The organism is Janthinobacterium sp. SUN026 (assembly GCF_030397625.1).
In the GTDB taxonomy this organism is placed as follows: domain Bacteria; phylum Pseudomonadota; class Gammaproteobacteria; order Burkholderiales; family Burkholderiaceae_D; genus Janthinobacterium; species Janthinobacterium kumbetense.
On the sequence record NZ_JAPQNU010000002.1, the window covers coordinates 893,311 to 912,050 of the forward strand.

The window sequence follows — 18,740 nt, forward strand, 5'->3', positions numbered from 1 at the left end:
TTGCACTACTTTCTCTACGAAAGCATTCTCACACAAAAATCGGAACTATTTCCATCAATATTCGGAATACAACACATATATTTCCACATGGAAACCTGTCGAACCCGGTCAAGCCATCAGCCGATCAACCCCCTTAGGCCGCTGGCCCGCTGCGTGCGGCGCAGGATGGCGTCGAACAGCACGGCCTGCGTGGGCGAGACGAGGGTGAAAAAGTCGCGCGCGCGCGTGATGCCCGTGTAGACCAGTTCGCGCGCCAGCATGGCGCCGCCTTCCTGCGGCAGCACCAGCACAGTATGGCGGAATTCCGAGCCTTGCGACTTGTGCACCGTCATGGCGAACGCCGTCTCCACGTGGCGCAAGCGCGTGGCCAGCACGCTGCGCACGTTTTCGCCTTCCAGGAAATACACGCGCAGGGAGCCGGGCCGCGCAGGGTCGCGCAGGGTCAGCCCGATGTCGCCATTGAACACGCCCGTGCCGTAGTCGTTGCGCGTGACCATCACGGGACGGCCCACATACCATTCGCTGCGGCGTATCAGCCCTTCCTTTTCCAGCCGCAGCTCGATGGCCGTATTCAGGCCCGCCACGCCCCATTCGCCCTCGCGCACGGCGCACAGGATGCGGAACGCTTCAAAAGCGTGCAGCACGGCGCGCACCCAGTCGTCGTGCTGCGCATAGCCCTCTTCGCCCGCATTCACCAGTTCCAGGTAAGGCTGGTAGCCGCCCGGCGCGTCGCTCCTGCCGCGCAGGGCCAGGCGCAGCACCTCGTCCGGCTGCGCGGTCACGCTCCACGCCAGCTGGCCGCCGCTGTCGCCGGCGAAGCAGGCCTTGGCCAGGTCCGGCCTGCCGCCATTCACGGCCAAGGCCAGTTCGCCAATGGGACCGCTGAAACGGTGGCTGTGACGCAGCATCACCGTTTGCTGCGCCAGCGCGCCCGCCGCTCCCGCAAAGGCAGGTGGAATGGCCACGCCGCTGGCCGCCTGCGCATACGCGATGGTGTCGGCCGTATAGCCGCCCGCCTGCGCGTCGTGGCACAAGTCGCCCAGCACGGCGCCCGCTTCCACGGACGCCAGTTGGTCCTTGTCGCCCAGCAGGATCAGGATCGCCGTGGGCGGCAAGGCGTCGAGCACGGACGCCATCATCTCCAGGTGCACCATCGACGCTTCATCGACGATCAGCACGTCGACCTCGAGCGGATTGCCCGCGTGGTGGGCAAAGGCGCGCGTATCGGGCCGCGCGCCCAGCAGGCTATGCAGGGTACGCGCCGCGCCCATGCGCCGCGCCAGTTCCAGCAGGGGCAAGGCATCGCCCGCCTTGGCCGCCAGCCCTTCCAGCGCCTTGTCGATCGACTGCTTCAGCCGCGCGGCCGCCTTGCCCGTGGGCGCGGCCAGCGCGATGCGCAGCTGCTCCGGCTGCGGCGAGACGGCAAACAGCAGGGTCAAAAGGCTGGCTACCGTGTACGTCTTGCCCGTGCCGGGACCGCCCGTGATGATCGCCACCTTGCCGCGCAGGGCGACGGCGCACGCCACCTTTTGCCAGTCCGGGCCACCGTCCCGGGTCGGCTGGTCGAACAGGATGTCGAGCCATTGCCGCACCTGCGCCAGCGGCGGCGTGTTCAAATCCTGCGCGCGCAAGGCGATTTTTTCGCCCACCAGGGTCTCGTCGCGCCAGTAGCGGCGCAGGTACAGGCGGTCGCCATCGAGCACCAGCGGCTGGCGCACGTCGGCGGCGCCCACCAGCCACACCTGCGGCGCGCGGGCCAGCAGCGCGCGCCAGCCTGCGGCGCTGTCGGGCAGCGGGCCGGAAACGGCCAGCACGCCATGCCACAGCTCCTCGCTCCAGCCCAGCAGCTGCGACGGTTCGCCGGCCAGGTCAGCCAGCATCAAACAGCTGTGGCCCCGCCCTTCCAGCTCGGACAGCACCACGCACGCCACGGCCACGGCGGGCGCATCCGGCGCCTGCTCGTCCAGGCTGGCGATGAAGCGGGCAAAGGCGGCGCTCAGGCGGCGCAGATGGCCATCCTCGGCGACGCCGTCGACATGGGCAAACAAGGCGTTCATCTGTGCGTCATGCTGCATGGTGTTCCGTTTCTTCTAACAGTTGATCGAGGCCGTCCAGCAGTTCCAGCTGCGGCGCCAGCCAGTAGCAGCCATGCGTGTCCGCATTCGCGATACCGCGCAGGAACAGGAAAATGGCGCCGCCCAGGTGTTCGGCCGGGTCGTACGCGTCGCCGAGGCGGCTTTTCAGCAGCCGGTGCAGGGCCAGCATGTAGATGGCACCCTGGATATCGTAGCGGTGCTGCGCCATGCCCGCCGCCAGCGCGGCCGTGTGATAGGCCGCGTCGTTGGCGCCCAGCGCATTCGACTTGTAGTCGAGCACCCAGTAGCGGCCATCCTGTTCGATGACCAGGTCGGCAAAGCCTTTCAGCATGCCGTGCAGCTGGCGCCGCGGCAGCACGGGACGCGGCGCGCCCTCGAGCAGCAGGCGCGTGCACAGCTGGTCGAGCGCCCCCGTGGACAGATGCTCGCTGGGGAACCAGAACTCCATCTCGGACAGGGTGCTATCGAGCTGCGACAGCGACGCATCGAGCAGCGGCAGCGGCGTGAGGGCGATTTCCCTGAGCCAGGCGATGGCGTCTTCCTGGCGGTGTCCCCAGCCCGCCCGCTCGCAGCGCGCGGCCAGACGCGTGTCGAAGTGCGCCTCGTGGACGCTGTCAAAACCTTCGCTGCCTATCCATTCGAGCTGCTCGTGCAGGAAATTGCCGGGCACGGAACCGCGCGGGAAGCGGTGCCATGGCGCGTCGCCCGTCTGCAGTGGCGACGCGGCGGGCACGCCCGTGCCATCTTCCAGCAGGGTTTCTTCCAGCGCCCGCTGCGGCACGTGCGCGGCCGCCACGGCGCCGATCTGGCGCGTCAGCGACGTGAAGCTGCCCACCGACCAGTCGCGTTCGAATTCGCCCGCGAACACGGGCGCGGGACGCAATTCAGGACGCCGCTCGACCCGGTCCAGCACCGAGCAGGCGTCGGGCTGCGCCAGGGAAGCCACGTAGATGGCGTCGCAGTCGCCCGCCACCTGCTGCCAGCGCAACAGCAATTGCTCCGCCGGCAGCTTGTCGCCGCCCGTCAGCAGGTAGCCGAGCGCCGATTCGTGCAAGGTGTTCTCGCCCGCCTTGCGCGCCGCCTGGGCGGCCACGCCCAGCCACAGGAAGTGGCGCGCGCGCGTCAGGGCCACGTACAGCAGGCGCAAGTCTTCCTCGATGCGCGCTTCCTCGACCGCCGCCATGGCTTCGTCGGACAGGGACAAGTCGAGGCGGCGTTCGCCTTTGTCATCCGCATAGTCGAAGAAACTGCGGTTGCGCTTATCCACCTTGCGCGCCGTGACGGCAAACGGCAGATACACGAGCGGGTATTCGAGGCCCTTGGATTTGTGCACGGTGATGACTTTCACCAGCTCCGCATCGCTTTCCAGGCGCAGCACGCGCTCGTCGCCGCCCTCGCCTTCGCCGGCAATCTGCTCGGCCAGCCAGCGTATCAGCGCCTGTTCGCCATCGAGCTGGCGGCTGGCCGATTGCAGCAGTTCGGCCAGGTGCAGCAGATTCGTCAAGCGCCGCTCGCCGCCCGTCTGCTGCAGCAGCATGGCGGGCAGCTGCAATTCATGGATGAAGCGGCGCAGCATGGCCAGCACGCCCTGGCGCTGCCAGATCAGGTGCAAGGCCTTCAACTGCTCGACCCGGCGCTCCCATTCCAGTTCGTCGCTCGACAGGCGCGCCAGCTCGCCCAGCGACAGGCCGATGGTGCGCGTGGCAAAGGCGGCGCGCGCCAGTCCCCCGTCGAGCGGGTTGGCCAGCGCCGCCAGCCAGCGCAGCACGTCGGCCGCCTCCTCGCTGTCGACGACGGAATCCTTGTCGGACAGGTAGACGCTGGCGACCCGGCGGCGCGCCAGCGCGCGGCGGACGGCCGCCGCTTCCTTGCGGTCGCGCACGAGGATGGCGACGTCGGCTGGCTGCAGGCGCGTAAAACCGTCGGGGCCATCGAAACCGGCTTGCGGGTCGCCCAGCATGGCGACGATGTGCTCGGCGCAGTGCTGCGCGAAATACTCGCGGTAGCTGTCGCCGCGCAGCCCTTCATCGCTGGCGCAAGCGGCCAGCAGGGCCGGCAGCGGGCCGCCGGCGCTCACCAGGTGCTCGGCGCGGCCCTTGGCATCGACGGCCTCGAACGGCAGCGGATTGTCATCACCTTTGCGATAGCGGAAGGCACCAAGCGGTACTTCGTCGCGTTCGGCGTGCAGGAACAGCTGGTTGACGGCCGCCACCAGCGGCGCCGTCGAGCGGTAGTTGGTGCCCAGCTGGTAGTGGCGCCCGGTCGTCGCGCGCCGCGCCGCCAGGTAGCTCTGGATGTCGGCGCCGCGAAAGCCGTAGATCGACTGTTTCGGGTCGCCGATCAAAAACAGGCCCAGCGCCGGGTCGTTGTCGGCGATGCGGTACAGCAGGTTGAAAATCTGGTACTGAGCCGGCGCTGTATCCTGGAATTCATCGACCATGGCCAGCGGATACTGGTCGATGATGCGCTGGCGCAGGGCCGCGCCATTCTCGCCGGCCAGCGCGTCGTGCAGGCGCTGCAGCATGTCGGCAAAGCCGAACTGGCGCGACTGGCGCTTCAACTGATCCATGCGCCGCGCGATGGCCGCCGCCGCATGCAGGTGCAGCTTGTGCGCCAGCGGCGTCAATGCCGCCAGGGCGATTCCCAGCGCCTCCGTATGCGCGAAGCACTCGGGCACCTGCGCCGTGAAACTCTTGGCAAACGCATCCTCGATGCCGAACGGCGTCAAGCGTTCCCACGCCTTGGCCGTGATGGCCGGCAGTAGCAACAGCGGGTCTTGCGCCCACTTGCGCAAGCCGTCGAACCACTTCGCCAGGTTCTCCGGCTTCATCTTGACGCCGTTGAAACACTTGGGATTGGCGGCGCGGTGGTCGTTGATCCAGGCCGCCATCTGGTCGACGCGCTCGACCCAGCCCGCCTTCAGGGTGGCCAGCTGCGCGGCAAGCGCCCGCTGTTCGCGCGCGATCAGGGCAGATAGCGGTTCTTCGCCGGCCATGCCCATGATGTCCGCGCGGCGCGCCAGCTCGCGCGCGCCCTTCTTCAGCGCCCCCACGTCGGGCCAGCAGGCCAGCAGCACGTCGAGCGCCTGCGGCGGCAAGGGATAGACTTGCTGGCGCCAGTAATCGTGGGCAGCATCCTCGAACAGGGCCTGCTCGTCGCTGACCAGTTCTTCGTCGAACAGGCTGCCGCTGTCGAACGCGTGCTCGCGCAGCATGCGCTGGCACCAGGCGTCGATGGTGAAAATGGCCGCTTCATCCATCGTCTCGGCGCCCAGCATCAGCCGGTGCGCAGCCTTTTGCCGTTCGCTTTCATCCGGATAGGACTCCAGCAAGGCGTCGAGAAACGGGTCGCTGCCGCCGGATTCAATGCCAAATTCATGGCGAAAATAGGCAGCCGCCTCGATCAAGCGCTCGCGCACGCGGTTCGACAATTCGCGCGTGGCGGCGCGGGTAAATGTCATCACGAGGATGTCGGCCGGCAGCAGGGGACGCGTGAAACGGCTGTCGTCGTCGCCATGCCCCAGCACGAGCCGCACGTACAGCGCGGCGATGGTCCAGGTCTTGCCCGTGCCGGCCGAGGCTTCGATCAGGCGCGAGCCATGCAGGGGGAACGCCAGGGGGTTGAGCAGATGGCTCGTCATTGTTCTTCTCCCGCGCCGTCATCGGGCGCGCTGATCGGGTCGATGGTGATGTGTTCTTGCAGCCAGTCGGCCAGCGGGCCATACAGCTCCCGCGTGCAGTCCTGCCACGCTTCCTCGGCGGCCAGCGCGGAAAACTCGGGCCACAGGCGCGCCAGGCACAGTTCATCGCGCTCGCCCGAGATATCGAAACCGCCATCGTAGACGGCGCGCGGGTCGCCCTGCTGCACCAGCGCCAGGCCCGTCTTGCACGCCGTGGGCAGCGGATGGTTCATGCCTTCTCGCCACAGCGCCAGCAAGGTGGCCAGCGCGACGCGCGAAGCGGCCGGGTCGAGCGGCGCCATGCTGACGATGGCGTCGCGCGCCACCAGATAGCCGGTGACGGGAAAGCCAAGGGCGGCGGCGGCCAGCTGGCGCAGCCACATCAGCATCAGCTTGTCGCCGCGCGCCTGGCCCGCCTTGTCCGTCACCTTCGAGGAAATCTGCATCAGCCAGGCCGTTTCCCGCCCGTTGCTGCACAATTTGTCGAGCCAGTCGTCGATCTGCACTTCGCCAAACGGCAAGTTGATGGCGCGCTTGTCGGCAGCCAGCGGGAACGAGGCGCGCAAGGACAGCCACGCGCTGCGCACGGGCACCAGCGCCTCGACCAATTGCGCCTGCACTTGCTGGCCGATCAAGCCGATGGGCAGCACGCCTTCGCGCGCCAGCTTCGCTGCGCGCGCTTCCAGGCTGGCGCGCACGTCATCGAGCGCTTCGACGGCGCCGCCGTCATCCAGCATGGTGTCTTCCAGCAAATAGCGCTCGAGCGCATTCAGGCCGAACGGCTCTTCATCCTCGCCCAGCATGGCCGCATCGGCGAAATACACGCTCAAGCGGCGGCGGAAAAAGTACTTGACGGGCTGGCGCAAAAAGCTGGCCAGCTCGCCCAGCTTCAGCCGCGTGCCGGGATCGAGCTCGTAAGGACCCAGCGGCAGCACGGCAGCCTGCGCATCCGCATCGGCATGCGCGACACGCCATTCGCGCGCATAGGTCAGCAAGCCATCGGCCTCGAAATAGCGGCGGCTGAACGGCTGCAGCGCATGCTCGGTGGTCAGCGATACCAGGTGCCGGTCCAGCGACCAGCCGGCGGCCAGGTAATCGCGCAGCTGCGATACCAGCACGGACGGCGGCTGCTCGGAATTGTCGCGCACATTGCGCCCCACCCAGCTCACGTACAATTTATCGCGCGCGGCCAGCAAGGCTTCGAGCATCAGGTAACGGTCGTCGTCGCGGCGCGAACGGTCGCCCGGGCGCGCCATGTCGGGCAGCGCCAGCAAGTCGAAATCGGCCTTTTGCGCGCGGCGCGGGAAATCGCCATCGTTCATGCCCAGCAGGCACACGACGCGGAACGGCACGGCGCGCATCGGCATCAGGGTGCAGAAAGTCACGCCGCCGGAGACGAATTGATGGTTCAGGGTGGGCTCGTCCAGCGCGCCCAGCCACGCCACGCGCAGCACGGATAGCGGCACCGGCTCGACGAAGCCCGCGTGTTCGCAGGTTTCCAGCCAGCCCTGCAAGGCGCCTTCCAGCTGCGCCAGGGTCAAACGGTCGCCCTCGTCGTCGGCGTCGAAAAAAGCGGCCAGCAGCGCGCGCGCCTGCACGCCCCACTCGGCTGGCGTGCGCGCGCCAGCCAGCACCGTGCGCCAGTGCAGCAGCGCCTCGACCAGTTGCGCCAGCGAGCCCGCCAGCGCCGCATCGAGGCCGCCCACTTCCGCATACGGTTCGATGCCGCCAAAGCTGGCGCCACTGCCGCTGGCATAGCCGAGCAGCATGCGCCGCACGCCGAAGATCCACGCATTCTGTTCCCCGGCCGCACCCAGCCCCAGACCGGCGCGGTGTTCCTGGTCCAGGCCCCAGCGCACGCCCGCCCCTTCGATCCAGGCGCCCAGCGTGGCCAGGTCGTCCGGCTGCAGGCCGAAACGTGCCGCCAGCGCCGGCACGTCGAGCAAGTCGCGCACCTCGCTCTGGCGGCAGCGCTGCTGCGGCAGCTGCAGCAGCCACTCGAGCGCGACGAGCAGCGGGTTGACGCTGCGGTCCTTCACGTCACCGATCTCGAACGGGATGAAACGCTCGTCATTGCGCCGGTACTGGCCGAAGACGGCGTGGATGGCAGCCGTAAAAGTGTCGATGTCGGGCACCATCACCACCACGTCGCGCGGACGCAGGCCCGTCTGGGCGCTGTGCGCGAACATGGCCAGCAGCTGGTCATGCAGCACTTCCACTTCGCGCTGCACGCTGTGCGCCACGTGGAATTCGATCGAGCGGTCGCCTGGCTCGGGCGGCACCTGCTCATGCTCGGCCAGCGGGCGCAGTTCGCGGATGGCCACCTGCACCTGCTGCAGCAGGGTCTCGCCCGTTTCCTCGCCAAACAGGTCGATGCGCAGGCTGTCGTCACGCCCCTCGGCTTGCGTGTGTTCGTCGAATTCGTCGAGCATGCGGATGAAATCGCGCCCTTGCCTGCCCCAGCTGGCCAGCAGCGGATGGCTGTGCGCATGCAGCGCTTCGAGCGGGATTTGCGCCAGATCGGTGCCGTTGCGCTGGCGCTGGCGCTTGTTTTCCGCGCGCAGCAAGTCGCGCCCGTCGATGATGTCGCCCCAGTAGAACTGGCACGGATTCGGCACGGCCAGCACCACCTGCGTGTGGCGCGCCAGCGCGGCCAGCGCCTGCAAGGTCTGGTACGGCAAGGCCGACACGCCGAACAGCACGACGCGGCGCGGCAGCTTGCCGGCAGGCGCATCGCCGGCGGCGATCGCCGCCAGGAAGGCGTCGTGGATGTCGGCGCGGCCCGTGTCGCGCTCGAACGCCTCGACGTCGGCAGCCACGGCGCGCCACAACTGCGCCTGCCAGCGCTGGTCGTCCTTCAGTGCGATAGCTTCGTTACGGGCCGTGCGCAGCTGGTCGCGCCCCGCCGCCCAGTCGGCCAGCCAGTCGGCGCGGTAGACCTGGTACTGGTCGAACAAGTCGGCCAGGCGCTCGGCCAGCTGCAGCCGGCGCTCGCTGTCGCCATCGGCAAGGAAGTAGCGCAGCGGCGCGAAGACCGGGTCGGCCAGCAAAGACGGCAACAGGCGCATCAAACGCCAGGTCAGCGGGGATTTATCGAACGGCGACACGCGCGGCACGCGCTCGCGCCCCAGCATGCCCCGGTAGCTTTCCCATAGCAGACGCGCCGGCAGCGCGATGCGCGTGGCGGCGCACACCCCCATCTCCTCGGCCAGGGCGATCTTCAGCCATTCGGCCACGCCGTTCGACTGCACCAGGAAGATATCCGTTTCCAGGGGGGCCAGCGGATGCTGGCGCAGCCACTGGAAGACGGCGGCGCGCAGCTGTTCCAGCTGGTTGCCATGCAGGATGAGGAGGCCGGGCGTGACGGGAGTATGCATGCTGATCCGATGGGTTGCCGCGTCTCCGGCCGGGTGACCGGAGACGTCAAACGCGTATTATCGCCGCTGCCTGCGTCAGGGGGCGTCGCTGGCGGCAAATTCCACGGAAATTTGTTCCGCCACCTGCGCCAGGGCCGGCCCCAGGGCCGTCAGCAGGGCGCGCGCCTGCTGCAGGTCGCCGCCAAGGCGCAAGCCTTCGATCGACGCGCACAGGCCGGCAAAGGCATGGGCGCCGACGGCCAGCGCCGACGATTTGCTGCGGTGTCCCAGGTCGGCCAGGCGCCCCAGGTCTTCCAGCGCCATGGCTTGCTCCATTTCGGCAATGCCGTCGCGCGCCGTGTCGAGAAACAGCTGGGTGTATTTGCGCATCTTCACGGGGTCATTGCTGAACGTGAGCGCCAGGGTGGCCAGGTCGAGAATCGCCGTATCGCGCAAGTCCGGCGAGGCGGCCGATGGCGACGCTTTCGGCACCGCCACCAGCCTGTCGCCCGCGCGCGCATGGCCGATGCCGCCGATGCCGCCAATCCCGCCACGCAGGCGAAACCATTTCGCCAGCAGGTGGAACAGCAGATTCGGGGCGATCGGCTTGGTCAAAAATTCGTCCATGCCGGCCGCCAGGCAGCGGGCGCGGTCTTCGCTGCCCGCATTGGCCGTCATGGCGATCACCAGCAGGCCGGCAAGCTGCGGGTCGGCACGGATGCGCCGCGTCGCCTCGAAGCCATCCATCTCCGGCATCTGCACGTCCATCAGCACGCAGTCGTAGCGCCGGTGGGCCAGCAATTCCAGCGCTTCGCGGCCATTGCAGGCGACGCAGACGGTGGCGCCTGCGTCTTCCAGCAATTCGCAGCCCACCTGCTGGCTGAAGACGTTATCTTCCACCAGCAGGATGGATGCGCCGCGGATCACCCCCAGCACTTCCGGTTCCACTTCGGCGATGCGCTCGTCGCTGGCCTGCGCGCTTTTCTCCAGGCGCGCCGTGAACCAGAAGGTGCTGCCCAGGCCAGGCTGGCTGTACACGCCCACCTTACCGCCCATGAGCTCCACCAGCTGCTTGCTGATCACCAGCCCCAGGCCGCTGCCGCCATACTTGCGCGTGGTCGACGGGTCGGCCTGGTGGAAGGAGCGGAACAGCTGCGCCACCTCTTCCTGATTCATGCCGATGCCGCGGTCCTGCACTTCGAAGCGCAGCATGCCGTGGCTGCCCCGCTCCTCGGACTGGCGCACGCGCACGAAGATGCTGCCATTGTCGGAAAACTTGATGGCGTTGCTGGTCAGGTTCAGCAAGACCTGCTCCAGGCGCAGCGGGTCGCCGCGCCAGCGCTGCGGCAGTTCCGGCGCGATATCGAACTGCAGCGCCAGGCCCTTGACGGCGGCCGCGTCGCCGAGCTGGCTGGCGATGTTCGCCAGCAGGGTATCGAGACGGAAGTCCAGCACTTCCAGTTCCAGCTTGCCCGCCTCGATCTTGGAAAAGTCGAGGATATCGTTGATCAGGCCCAGCAAGTGCTGGCCCGAATGGAAGATTTTCTGCAGATAGTCGCGCTGGCGCGCGTCGGCCACGGATTTCAGCGCCAGGTGCGCCATGCCGATGATGCTGTTCATCGGCGTGCGGATTTCATGGCTCATGTTCGACAGGAAGTCGCTCTTGGCCTGGCTGGCCGCGTCGGCCTGTTCCTTCAGCCGGTGCAATTCCGTCACGTCGGTGGACAGGCCGATCAGTCCCGTAACGGGACCGGGCAAGCCCAGCGGCACCTTCACGCTCCACAGGTGATGCACCTGGCCCTGCGCATCGACGAAGCGCTCCTCGCCGACGAACTTGGCGCCGCTGTCGAACACCTGGCGCTCCGTGCGCTGCACGGACGCCGCCGCATCGCCGAGCATCAAGTCGCCATCCTGGCGGCCGATCAGCTGCTCCACCGAACGGCCCAGTATCTTCGCCGTGCGCGCATTCACGTAGCGGTAGCGCAGGTCGGCGTCCTTCATGTAGACGTAGGCGTCGACGCTGTCGAGCACCGTATCGAGCAGGGTGCGCTGCTCCACCGCGTTGCGGCGCGAACGGTACAGGGTAAAGATATAGCCATAAATGAGCAGGGTGCCGGCCACGCCGACGGCCAGCGCCAGCCACGGGAAATAGCGGTCGAAGGGGCTGTACAACTCCGCCTTGCGCACGCGGAAATGGGCTTTCCACAGGCCGCCCTGGTACGCCACGGGCAGCACCTGGTCGAAATAATCGGCATCGCTGCCCGGTTGCGGCGGCGTCGCCGCCAGGTCGCCGTCATCGTTGAACAGCAGGCGGTCCTGCGGCGTAATGCGCAGGGCGCCATCGGCGGGCGTCGCTTCGGCGGCGCTGTACAGGGTCAGGTGCAGCGGCTCCAGCGCGCTGCGTTCGAGCGCACTGTGCACCAGCTGCGCCACGCCAAAGCCGATGCCGACGGAACCCTGGTAGGCGGCGCGGCGCTCGGCCACACTGCCTTGCGGCATGCCGTTGCGGTACACGGGCAGGCGCATGCCCAGGCCCACGTGCGCGGGCGGCCCCTTGATCATGATCACCTGGCCAGACGCGCTGACTTCGCCGCTGTCGCGCGCCTGCGCCAGGGCCTGCGCCACCAGAGGGTTGGCGCCGATATCGACGCCCATGCGTTCAGCCAGCAGGGAATCGGGTTCCAGATAGGTGAGCACCGCGTATTCCGGCCGCTCCCCCGCGGGACGGATGGTGAAAGCGGGATAGCCGCGCGGCGCCAGGCTGGTGTCGCGGCGCACGGCCTCGATGAAGGCCGCGCGCTGCGCCGACGGCACGGCCACCGCGTAGTTGACCGATTCGATGGCCGGGAACTGGCGCGCGATATCGAGGCCGGCCACGTAATCGTGAAACTGCCGGCGCGTCAGCTGCTCGCTGGTGCGAAACAGGGCTTCGAGGCCGCGCAACAGGTCGGAATAGCTTTTTACGCGCGTGATCAGGCTATGCTGGGCGCCATGCGTGAGGTTGTCGAAACGCTGTTCGGCATCGTCATCGACCGTGCGCGCCGCGCCCGCATACAGGGCGCCGCCCACCGCCAACGCCAGCAGCAAGCCCCCCGCCCATATCCTGATGCCTGATCCCGCCCCGCGCTTGCTCAAAGTGTGCATTGTCGATCGCTTATTCCGGTTTCCTTGAATGTGCGGCGCCCCGGCCGCCCAGCAAGTACGAGGATACTATCAAAGCCCCTGCGCGACGCACCTGTACATGAAAAAAAGCACGTTCGATGGTTGCCCTGGAAAACACCTGGCGCCTAGGCACCCCGCAGCGCCCCGGCCAGGAAGTCGCAAAAGGCGCGCACCTTTTCCTGCACGTGGCGTCCGTCGGGCGTCAAGGCATACACGCCGCGCCTGGCCATGCCGTGCGACGGCAGCACGCGCACCAGGGCGCCGCTGGCCAGCAGCGGCGCGGCGACAAACGACGGCAGCGCGCCCACGCCGATGCCCGCCGCCAGCATGTCGGCCAGCAGCAGGCTGCTGTCGGCGGAAAAGCGCACGGGCAGGACGATGCTGCTGTTCCCTTCCGGGCCGTCCAGCTGCCAGACGCCGGGGCTGTCGGCCAGCCGATAAGCCAGGCAATCGTGGCCGTGCAAGTCCTGCGCCAGCCGGGGCGTGCCGCGCCGCGCCAGATAGGCGGGCGATGCGCAAATCATTTGTTCGACATCGCCCAGGCGGCGCGCCACCAGAGACGAATCGGCCAGCGCGGCGCGGATGCGCAGCGACACGTCATAGCCCTCGCCCACCACGTCGCGCAGGCGGTCGTCCAGCGTCATCTCGATTCTCACTTCCGGATGGCGCGCCATGAACACCGGCAGCAGCGGCGACAGCACCTTCAAGCCAAACGACAGCGGCGCATTCACGCGCAAGCGCCCCGCCACCTTGCCGGTGCAGCCGCGCGTGGCCAGTTCCAGCGCGTCGATTTCATCGAGCAGGCGGCAGCATTCCAGATAATAGGCGCGCCCGCCGTCCGACAAACTCATGCGCCGCGTCGTGCGCACCAGCAGTACCGTGCCCAGATGCGCCTCCAGCTGGCGCACCTGCTTGCTGATGGCTGCCGCCGACTGGTTCAGGTCCAGCGCCGCCTTGCTGAAGCTGTCGCGCTCGACCACCTTGCGAAACACGCGCATGTGCGCCAGGACATCCATGATTCTTTCCTTGCAGTTGAATATCTTATTATTTTATCGCTGATTATCATTGGAATTGAAAATAATATGATGGCGGCTTCTTCATTCATGTCACGCAAGGAGTACCCCATGTTCAAACCATCCGCCACCCTGGCCACCCTGCTGCTGGCCCTGCTGGCCGGCGCAGTGCAAGCAGCCCCGGCCACCGCCCTGCCCGAAGTGGGCATCAGCCCCTGGGGCCCGAAAGACGAGATCGGCCGCCTGAACCTGATGACGGCCGCCTCGCGCGCCGCCATCCTGGCCCGCATCGACGGCGGCAAGAGCTACGACCTGGCCGTCGATTTCTATGTCGGCATGCCCAGCTGGCAGGCGGCAGGCGACCCGCCCTACCAGATGTGGATGACGCACACGCCGAAGGGCAACGTGGTGGCCGACTCGATGCACGTGGGCGAACAGATGAACCGCCACGTCAGTTACACGGGCTCGGCCGTCTCCATGTATGCGCACATGGGCACGCATATCGACGCGCTCAACCACTTTGGCTTGAACGGCAAGATCTGGAACGGTTTTACGGAAGAGAAATACCTGGGCGACCGGGGCTGGACCGTGACGGGCGCGGAAAAACTGCCGCCCATCGTCGCGCGCGGCGTGCTGATCGACGTGGCCGTAGCCAAGGGATTACAGCAACTGCCCGATAATTACCGCGTGACGCGGCAGGATTTGCGCGCGGCGCTGGCACAACAGAAGGTGACGCTGGAAAAAGGCGACGTGGTGCTGATACGCACGGGCCGCATGCAGCACTATGAGCAGGCGCAAGCCTATATGGCGAACCCGCCCGGCCTGTCGCTGGACGCGGCGAAATTCCTCGTGGAAGATGGCGGCGCCATGGTGGTGGGCGCGGACAACCTCAGTTTCGAGGCATTTCCCTCCGAAGTGGCGGGCAATTACCTGCCCGTGCACACCTACCTGCTGGCGCAGCAGGGCACGCCCATCCTGGAACTGGTCGACCTGGAAGGCTTGTCGCGTGACAAGGTCTACCAGTTCGCCTTCATCGGCGCCTCCCTGAAATTCCGCGGCGGCGACGCGGCGCCCATCCGTCCCGTGGCCCTGCCGATCCGCTAAATCACACGGTCGCGGCCAGCAAGGCGCCATGGTCGTCCCAGGCATCGGCGCAGCGCACCACCTCGCCCACGACGATGATGCTGGGGCTGCCCAGGCCGCTGGCCAGCAAATCGTCCGGCAAGCGCTGCAAGGTGCTCAGCAGCTGGCGTTGCGCCGGCAAGCTGGCCGATTGCACCACGGCCACGGCTGTGCCGGGCGCCATGCCGCCAGCGAGCAAGCCGGCCTGGATGGCCGCCACCCTGGCCACGCCCATGTAGATGACGAGCGTCAGGCCGCTTTGCGCCAGCGCAAGCCAATTCGGTTCGGACGCGCTATCCTTGCCGTGACCCGTGACAAAAATGGCGCCCTGGCTCCAGCCGCGGTGCGTCAGCGGCACGCCGATGCTGGACGGTGCAGCCAGGCCGCTGCTGATGCCAGGGATCACCTCGACGGCCACGCCGTGGCTGCGCAGGTAGACACGTTCTTCGCCGCCGCGCCCGAACAGATAGGGGTCGCCCCCTTTCAGCCTTACCACGTGCAAGCCGGCGCGCGCTTCGGCCAGCATCAGGCGCTCGATGAAGGCTTGCGGCGTGGAAGCACAGCCGCCCCGCTTGCCCACCTCGACCACGCGCACGCCGGGCGCCGCATGCGCGAGGATGGCCGGATTGACGAGATCGTCGATCAGCACCACGTCGGCCCGCGCGATGGCCTTCACGGCCTTGATGGTCAGCAAGTCCGGATCGCCGGGACCGGCGCCGACCAGGGTCACGCTTCCAAGTTGCGCCATGATGAACTCTCCAATCAGAAAAAATGGCCGATGGCAAACGATGCCGCGTACGCTTCCGGCGCGCTGCCGTCCCACACAACGCCGTCGCACAGGGTCGAGCTGCGCAGCGGTGACGACGGCAAGGGCGTGGCCGTCATTTCCGCCGCCTGACGGTACAGGTCGATGCGGTTGACTTGCCTTGCCACCGCCAGGTAATCGGGTTCGTCGCGCAGCAAGCCCCAGCGCCGGTGCTGGGTCATGAACCACATGCCGTCCGACAAGTAGGGGAAATTGACGGCGCCGGCGCCATAAAACTTCAAACCGTGCGCCTCGTCCCACGTCTTGCCCAGGCCGTCCTGATAATGGCCGAGGATGCGCGGCGCCAGCGTTTCCTGCGGCGTATTCAGATAAGCAGGCTCGGCCAGGGTAGCCGCCATGGCCAGCCGGTTGGCGTCGCTGGCGTCGATCCAACGCCCCGCCTCGAGCACGGCGGCGATCAGGGCGCGGCAACTGTTCGGATGCTGGTGGGCAAACGCGGCGCTGGTGCCCAGCACCTTGCCCGGATGGTCGGGCCAGATGGCGCCGCTGGTAGTTGCCGTCACCCCCACGCCATCGACGATGGCCTTGTAACCCCATGGTTCGCCCGCGCAAAAGCCATCCATCTGCCCCGCGCGCAAGGCGGCCACCATCTGCGACGGCGGCACCGTCATCACGCGCGCGTCGCGCAGCGGATCGATGCCCTGCGCGGCCAGCCAGTATTGCAACAGCATCGCGTGGTTGCCGGTCGGGAAAGTATGCGCAAACGCAAAGGGCCGCGCCGCGGCGCGCATGTGCCGCGCCAATGTGGGGCCATCGTGGGCGCCCTCGCGCGCCAGCGCCGCCGACAGGGTGACGGCCTGGCCGCTGTGATTGAGATTCATCAATACGGCCATGTCGTGCCGCTGCCCGCCAATGCCCATCTGCACGCCATACACGAGACCGTACAACACGTGAGCAGCGTCGAGTTCGCCGCTATTCAATTTGTCGCGCACGCCGGCCCACGACATCTCCCGGCTCAGTTCGATCTTGATGCCATATTTTTCATCCAGGCCCAGCTTTGAAGCCATCACCAGCGAGGCGCAATCGGTCAGCGGCAGGTAGCCGATGCGTATCGTCTGTTTTTCCGGCTGCAGTGGGCGCGTCGGGTGGGCATTGGCGCCCGCTTGCTGTGTCATACCATTCCTTGCTGATAAATACTGTTTTGCCGTGCCGACATGGGCAAGGTCATGCCCATCCAGCAGCAAGGACCGTGCCTGTGCATGCCCTGTCCCAGGCAGCTGGAAGCGCACCGGAATGGTGCACTGCACCAGCATGTGTCAGGAAATGGACGATTCATCCCAGCAAGTCCTCCACGTCGAGGATGCGCTGGGCAATGTCCGCCAGCTTGAGTTTCTTGTTCATGGCCATGCTGCGCAAGCGCTGGTAAGCCTGGTCTTCCGTCAAGCCGTGATGCGTCATCAACAGGCCCTTGGCCCGTTCGATCACCTTGCGCTCAAACAACTTGTGCCGCGTGTCGAGCAATTCGGCGCGCAATTTTTCTTCCTTTCGAAAGCGCGCCAACGCCACGTTCAGCACGGGCAAGATGCGCTCGGCATGCAAGCCGGCCACGATATAGGCGGACACGCCGGCCGCCATGGCCGCGTCGATGCTGGCCGTGGCGCCGTCTTCCGTAAACAGCACGATGGGGCGGCGCTCGTCGCGCGTGGCGATGACGATGTGCTCGAGCACGTCGCGCGCATCCGATTCGGCGTCGATGATGATGAGGTCAGGCTGCAGTTGCGCGATACGCTCGGGAAGGTAAAGGTCGGCAGGCAGGGAGGCGACGATGTCGAAGCCCGATTCCAGCAAGCCGATGCGCAGCGCATTGCCGCGCTGCACCTGGGCGGCCAAAGCCGCATTCTCGTGCACGCCGTGCTCGACAATGGTGTTGACGACAACGATGCGCAAAGGCTGGGTACGGCTGGACGTCATGGGAGCGATCTGCAATGGCTAAACAATTAGCCATTGCAGTAAGCAAGAAGCGAACCAGATGTTTTTACTTCAAGGTCGGCATGGCGAATTCCGCCCCTGCCGCCGTCGATGCCGGCCAGCGCTGCGTGACAGCCTTCTGTTTCGTGTAGAAACGCACCGATTCCGGGCCGTGCGCGTGGTGGTCGCCGAACAGGCTGCGCTTCCAGCCGCCGAAGCTGTGGAAGGCCATCGGCACGGGGATCGGCACGTTGACGCCCACCATGCCGACTTGCACGCGGTGCGTGTATTCGCGCGCCGTATTGCCGTCGCGCGTATAAATGGCCGTGCCGTTGCCGTACTCATGCGCATTGACCAGGTCCAGCGCCGTGGCGAAATCGGGCACGCGCACGATGCACAGCACGGGGCCGAAGATTTCCTCCTTATAGATCGTCATTTCCGGCGTCACATGGTCGAACAGGCTGCCGCCGAGGAAAAAGCCCTTTTCGTGGCCGGGCAAGACGAAGCCGCGCCCGTCACTGACCAGCTTGGCGCCTTCCTTGACGCCCGTGGCGATGTAGCCGGCGATCTTCTCCTTGTGCACTTGCGTCACCACCGGGCCCATTTCCGCTGTTAAATCCATGCCTTGCGTGATTTTCAGGGCCGCGATGCGGGGCACCAGCGCCTCGACCAGTTGATCGGCCACATTGCCGACCGCCACGACGACGGAAATGGCCATGCAGCGCTCGCCCGCCGAACCGAAGGCGGCGCCCATCAGGGCGTCGACCGTCTGCGGAATGTCCGCGTCCGGCATGACGACCATGTGGTTTTTCGCGCCGCCCAGCGCTTGCACGCGCTTGCCCTGCGCGCAGCCCGTGGCGTAGATGTACTCGGCAATCGGCGTGGAACCGACGAAACTGACGGCGCGCACGTCCGGGTGGTGCAGCAAGCCATCCACGGCTTCCTTGTCTCCCTGCACCACGTTGAAGACGCCGTCCGGCAAACCGGCGTCCGTCAACAGCTGCGCCAGCAGCAGGCTGGCCGACGGGTCGCGCTCGGACGGTTTCAAGACGAAGGTATTGCCGCAGGCAATCGCCATCGGAAACATCCACATCGGCACCATCACGGGGAAATTGAACGGCGTGATGCCGACGCACACGCCCAATGCCTGGCGGATCGACCAGGCGTCGATGCCGCCGGCCACCTGCTCCGAATATTCTCCCTTCATCATTTGCGGGATGCCGCAGGCAAATTCCACCACTTCGATGCCGCGCGTCACTTCCCCTTTCGCATCCGTGAACACCTTGCCGTGCTCGGCCGTGATCAGGGCCGCCAATTGATCCGCATGTTCTTCCAGCAATTCCTTGAACTTGAACATGACCCTGGCGCGGCGCAGGGGCGAGGTTTGCGACCAGGCGGGAAAGGCCGCATAGGCGGCAGCCACGGCCGCGTTCAGCTCGGCGGCAGTCGCCAGCGATACTTTCGCCGTGACGGCGCCCGTGGCAGGGTTAAAAACGTCGCTGGTGCGCTCGGAGCGCGACGCCATGGGGTTGCCACCAATAAAGTGGCCGATCATCGGGGTAGTCATTGTCTTGTCCT

Annotated in this window: 10 protein-coding genes; 1 reads left to right on the forward strand and 9 read right to left on the reverse strand. The window is 66.8% G+C overall.

Going from position 1 to position 18,740, the window contains the following annotated elements; translation table 11 throughout:
- Positions 1 to 116: 116 nt before the first annotated feature.
- The 5 genes from recD to OX459_RS13620 all read right to left on the reverse strand — a co-directional run bounded on the left by recD (position 117) and on the right by OX459_RS13620 (position 13,309).
- A complete protein-coding gene (gene recD / locus OX459_RS13600) occupies positions 117 to 2,075 on the reverse strand; it encodes an exodeoxyribonuclease V subunit alpha (RefSeq protein WP_289905417.1) in 1,959 nt (652 codons plus the stop codon).
- The gene (gene recB, locus OX459_RS13605; RefSeq protein WP_289905418.1) at positions 2,065 to 5,736 is read right to left on the reverse strand and encodes an exodeoxyribonuclease V subunit beta; all 3,672 of its coding nucleotides are present in this window, start codon (positions 5,734 to 5,736) and stop codon (positions 2,065 to 2,067) included. The genes recD and recB overlap by 11 nt, the downstream gene beginning before the upstream one ends.
- Positions 5,733 to 9,152, reverse strand: a complete 3,420-nt coding sequence (gene recC, locus OX459_RS13610) for an exodeoxyribonuclease V subunit gamma (protein ID WP_289905419.1) — start codon at positions 9,150 to 9,152, stop codon at positions 5,733 to 5,735. Before recC ends, recB begins: the two co-directional genes overlap by 4 nt.
- 75 nt (positions 9,153 to 9,227) lie before the next feature.
- Positions 9,228 to 12,275: a CHASE domain-containing protein gene (locus OX459_RS13615; protein WP_289905421.1), complete on the reverse strand. Its 3,048-nt coding sequence runs from the start codon at positions 12,273 to 12,275 to the stop codon at positions 9,228 to 9,230.
- Between the two features lie 143 nt (positions 12,276 to 12,418).
- Positions 12,419 to 13,309 carry a LysR family transcriptional regulator gene (locus tag OX459_RS13620; protein ID WP_251349192.1) on the reverse strand — a complete coding sequence of 297 codons (891 nt, stop codon included), beginning with the start codon at positions 13,307 to 13,309 and terminating at the stop codon, positions 12,419 to 12,421.
- 108 nt (positions 13,310 to 13,417) lie between these two features.
- Here OX459_RS13620 and OX459_RS13625 point away from each other — a divergent pair, with 108 nt between their 5' ends.
- Complete coding sequence (locus OX459_RS13625) at positions 13,418 to 14,410, forward strand: cyclase family protein (RefSeq protein WP_289905423.1); 993 nt, start codon at positions 13,418 to 13,420, stop codon at positions 14,408 to 14,410.
- Between the two features lies 1 nt (position 14,411).
- Here OX459_RS13625 and cobA read toward each other — a convergent pair whose 3' ends face one another.
- The 4 genes from cobA to OX459_RS13645 all read right to left on the reverse strand — a co-directional run bounded on the left by cobA (position 14,412) and on the right by OX459_RS13645 (position 18,729).
- Positions 14,412 to 15,176 carry a uroporphyrinogen-III C-methyltransferase gene (gene cobA / locus OX459_RS13630; RefSeq protein WP_289905424.1) on the reverse strand — a complete coding sequence of 255 codons (765 nt, stop codon included), beginning with the start codon at positions 15,174 to 15,176 and terminating at the stop codon, positions 14,412 to 14,414.
- A gap of 14 nt (positions 15,177 to 15,190) precedes the next feature.
- Positions 15,191 to 16,369 (reverse strand): CmpA/NrtA family ABC transporter substrate-binding protein, encoded by a 1,179-nt coding sequence (locus tag OX459_RS13635; RefSeq protein ID WP_289905425.1) that lies wholly within the window; start codon positions 16,367 to 16,369, stop codon positions 15,191 to 15,193.
- Positions 16,370 to 16,526: 157 nt separating this feature from the next.
- Complete coding sequence (locus tag OX459_RS13640; RefSeq protein ID WP_289905426.1) at positions 16,527 to 17,165, reverse strand: ANTAR domain-containing protein; 639 nt, start codon at positions 17,163 to 17,165, stop codon at positions 16,527 to 16,529.
- Positions 17,166 to 17,229: 64 nt separating this feature from the next.
- The gene (locus OX459_RS13645) at positions 17,230 to 18,729 is read right to left on the reverse strand and encodes a CoA-acylating methylmalonate-semialdehyde dehydrogenase (protein WP_289905427.1); all 1,500 of its coding nucleotides are present in this window, start codon (positions 18,727 to 18,729) and stop codon (positions 17,230 to 17,232) included.
- Positions 18,730 to 18,740: the final 11 nt, after the last annotated feature.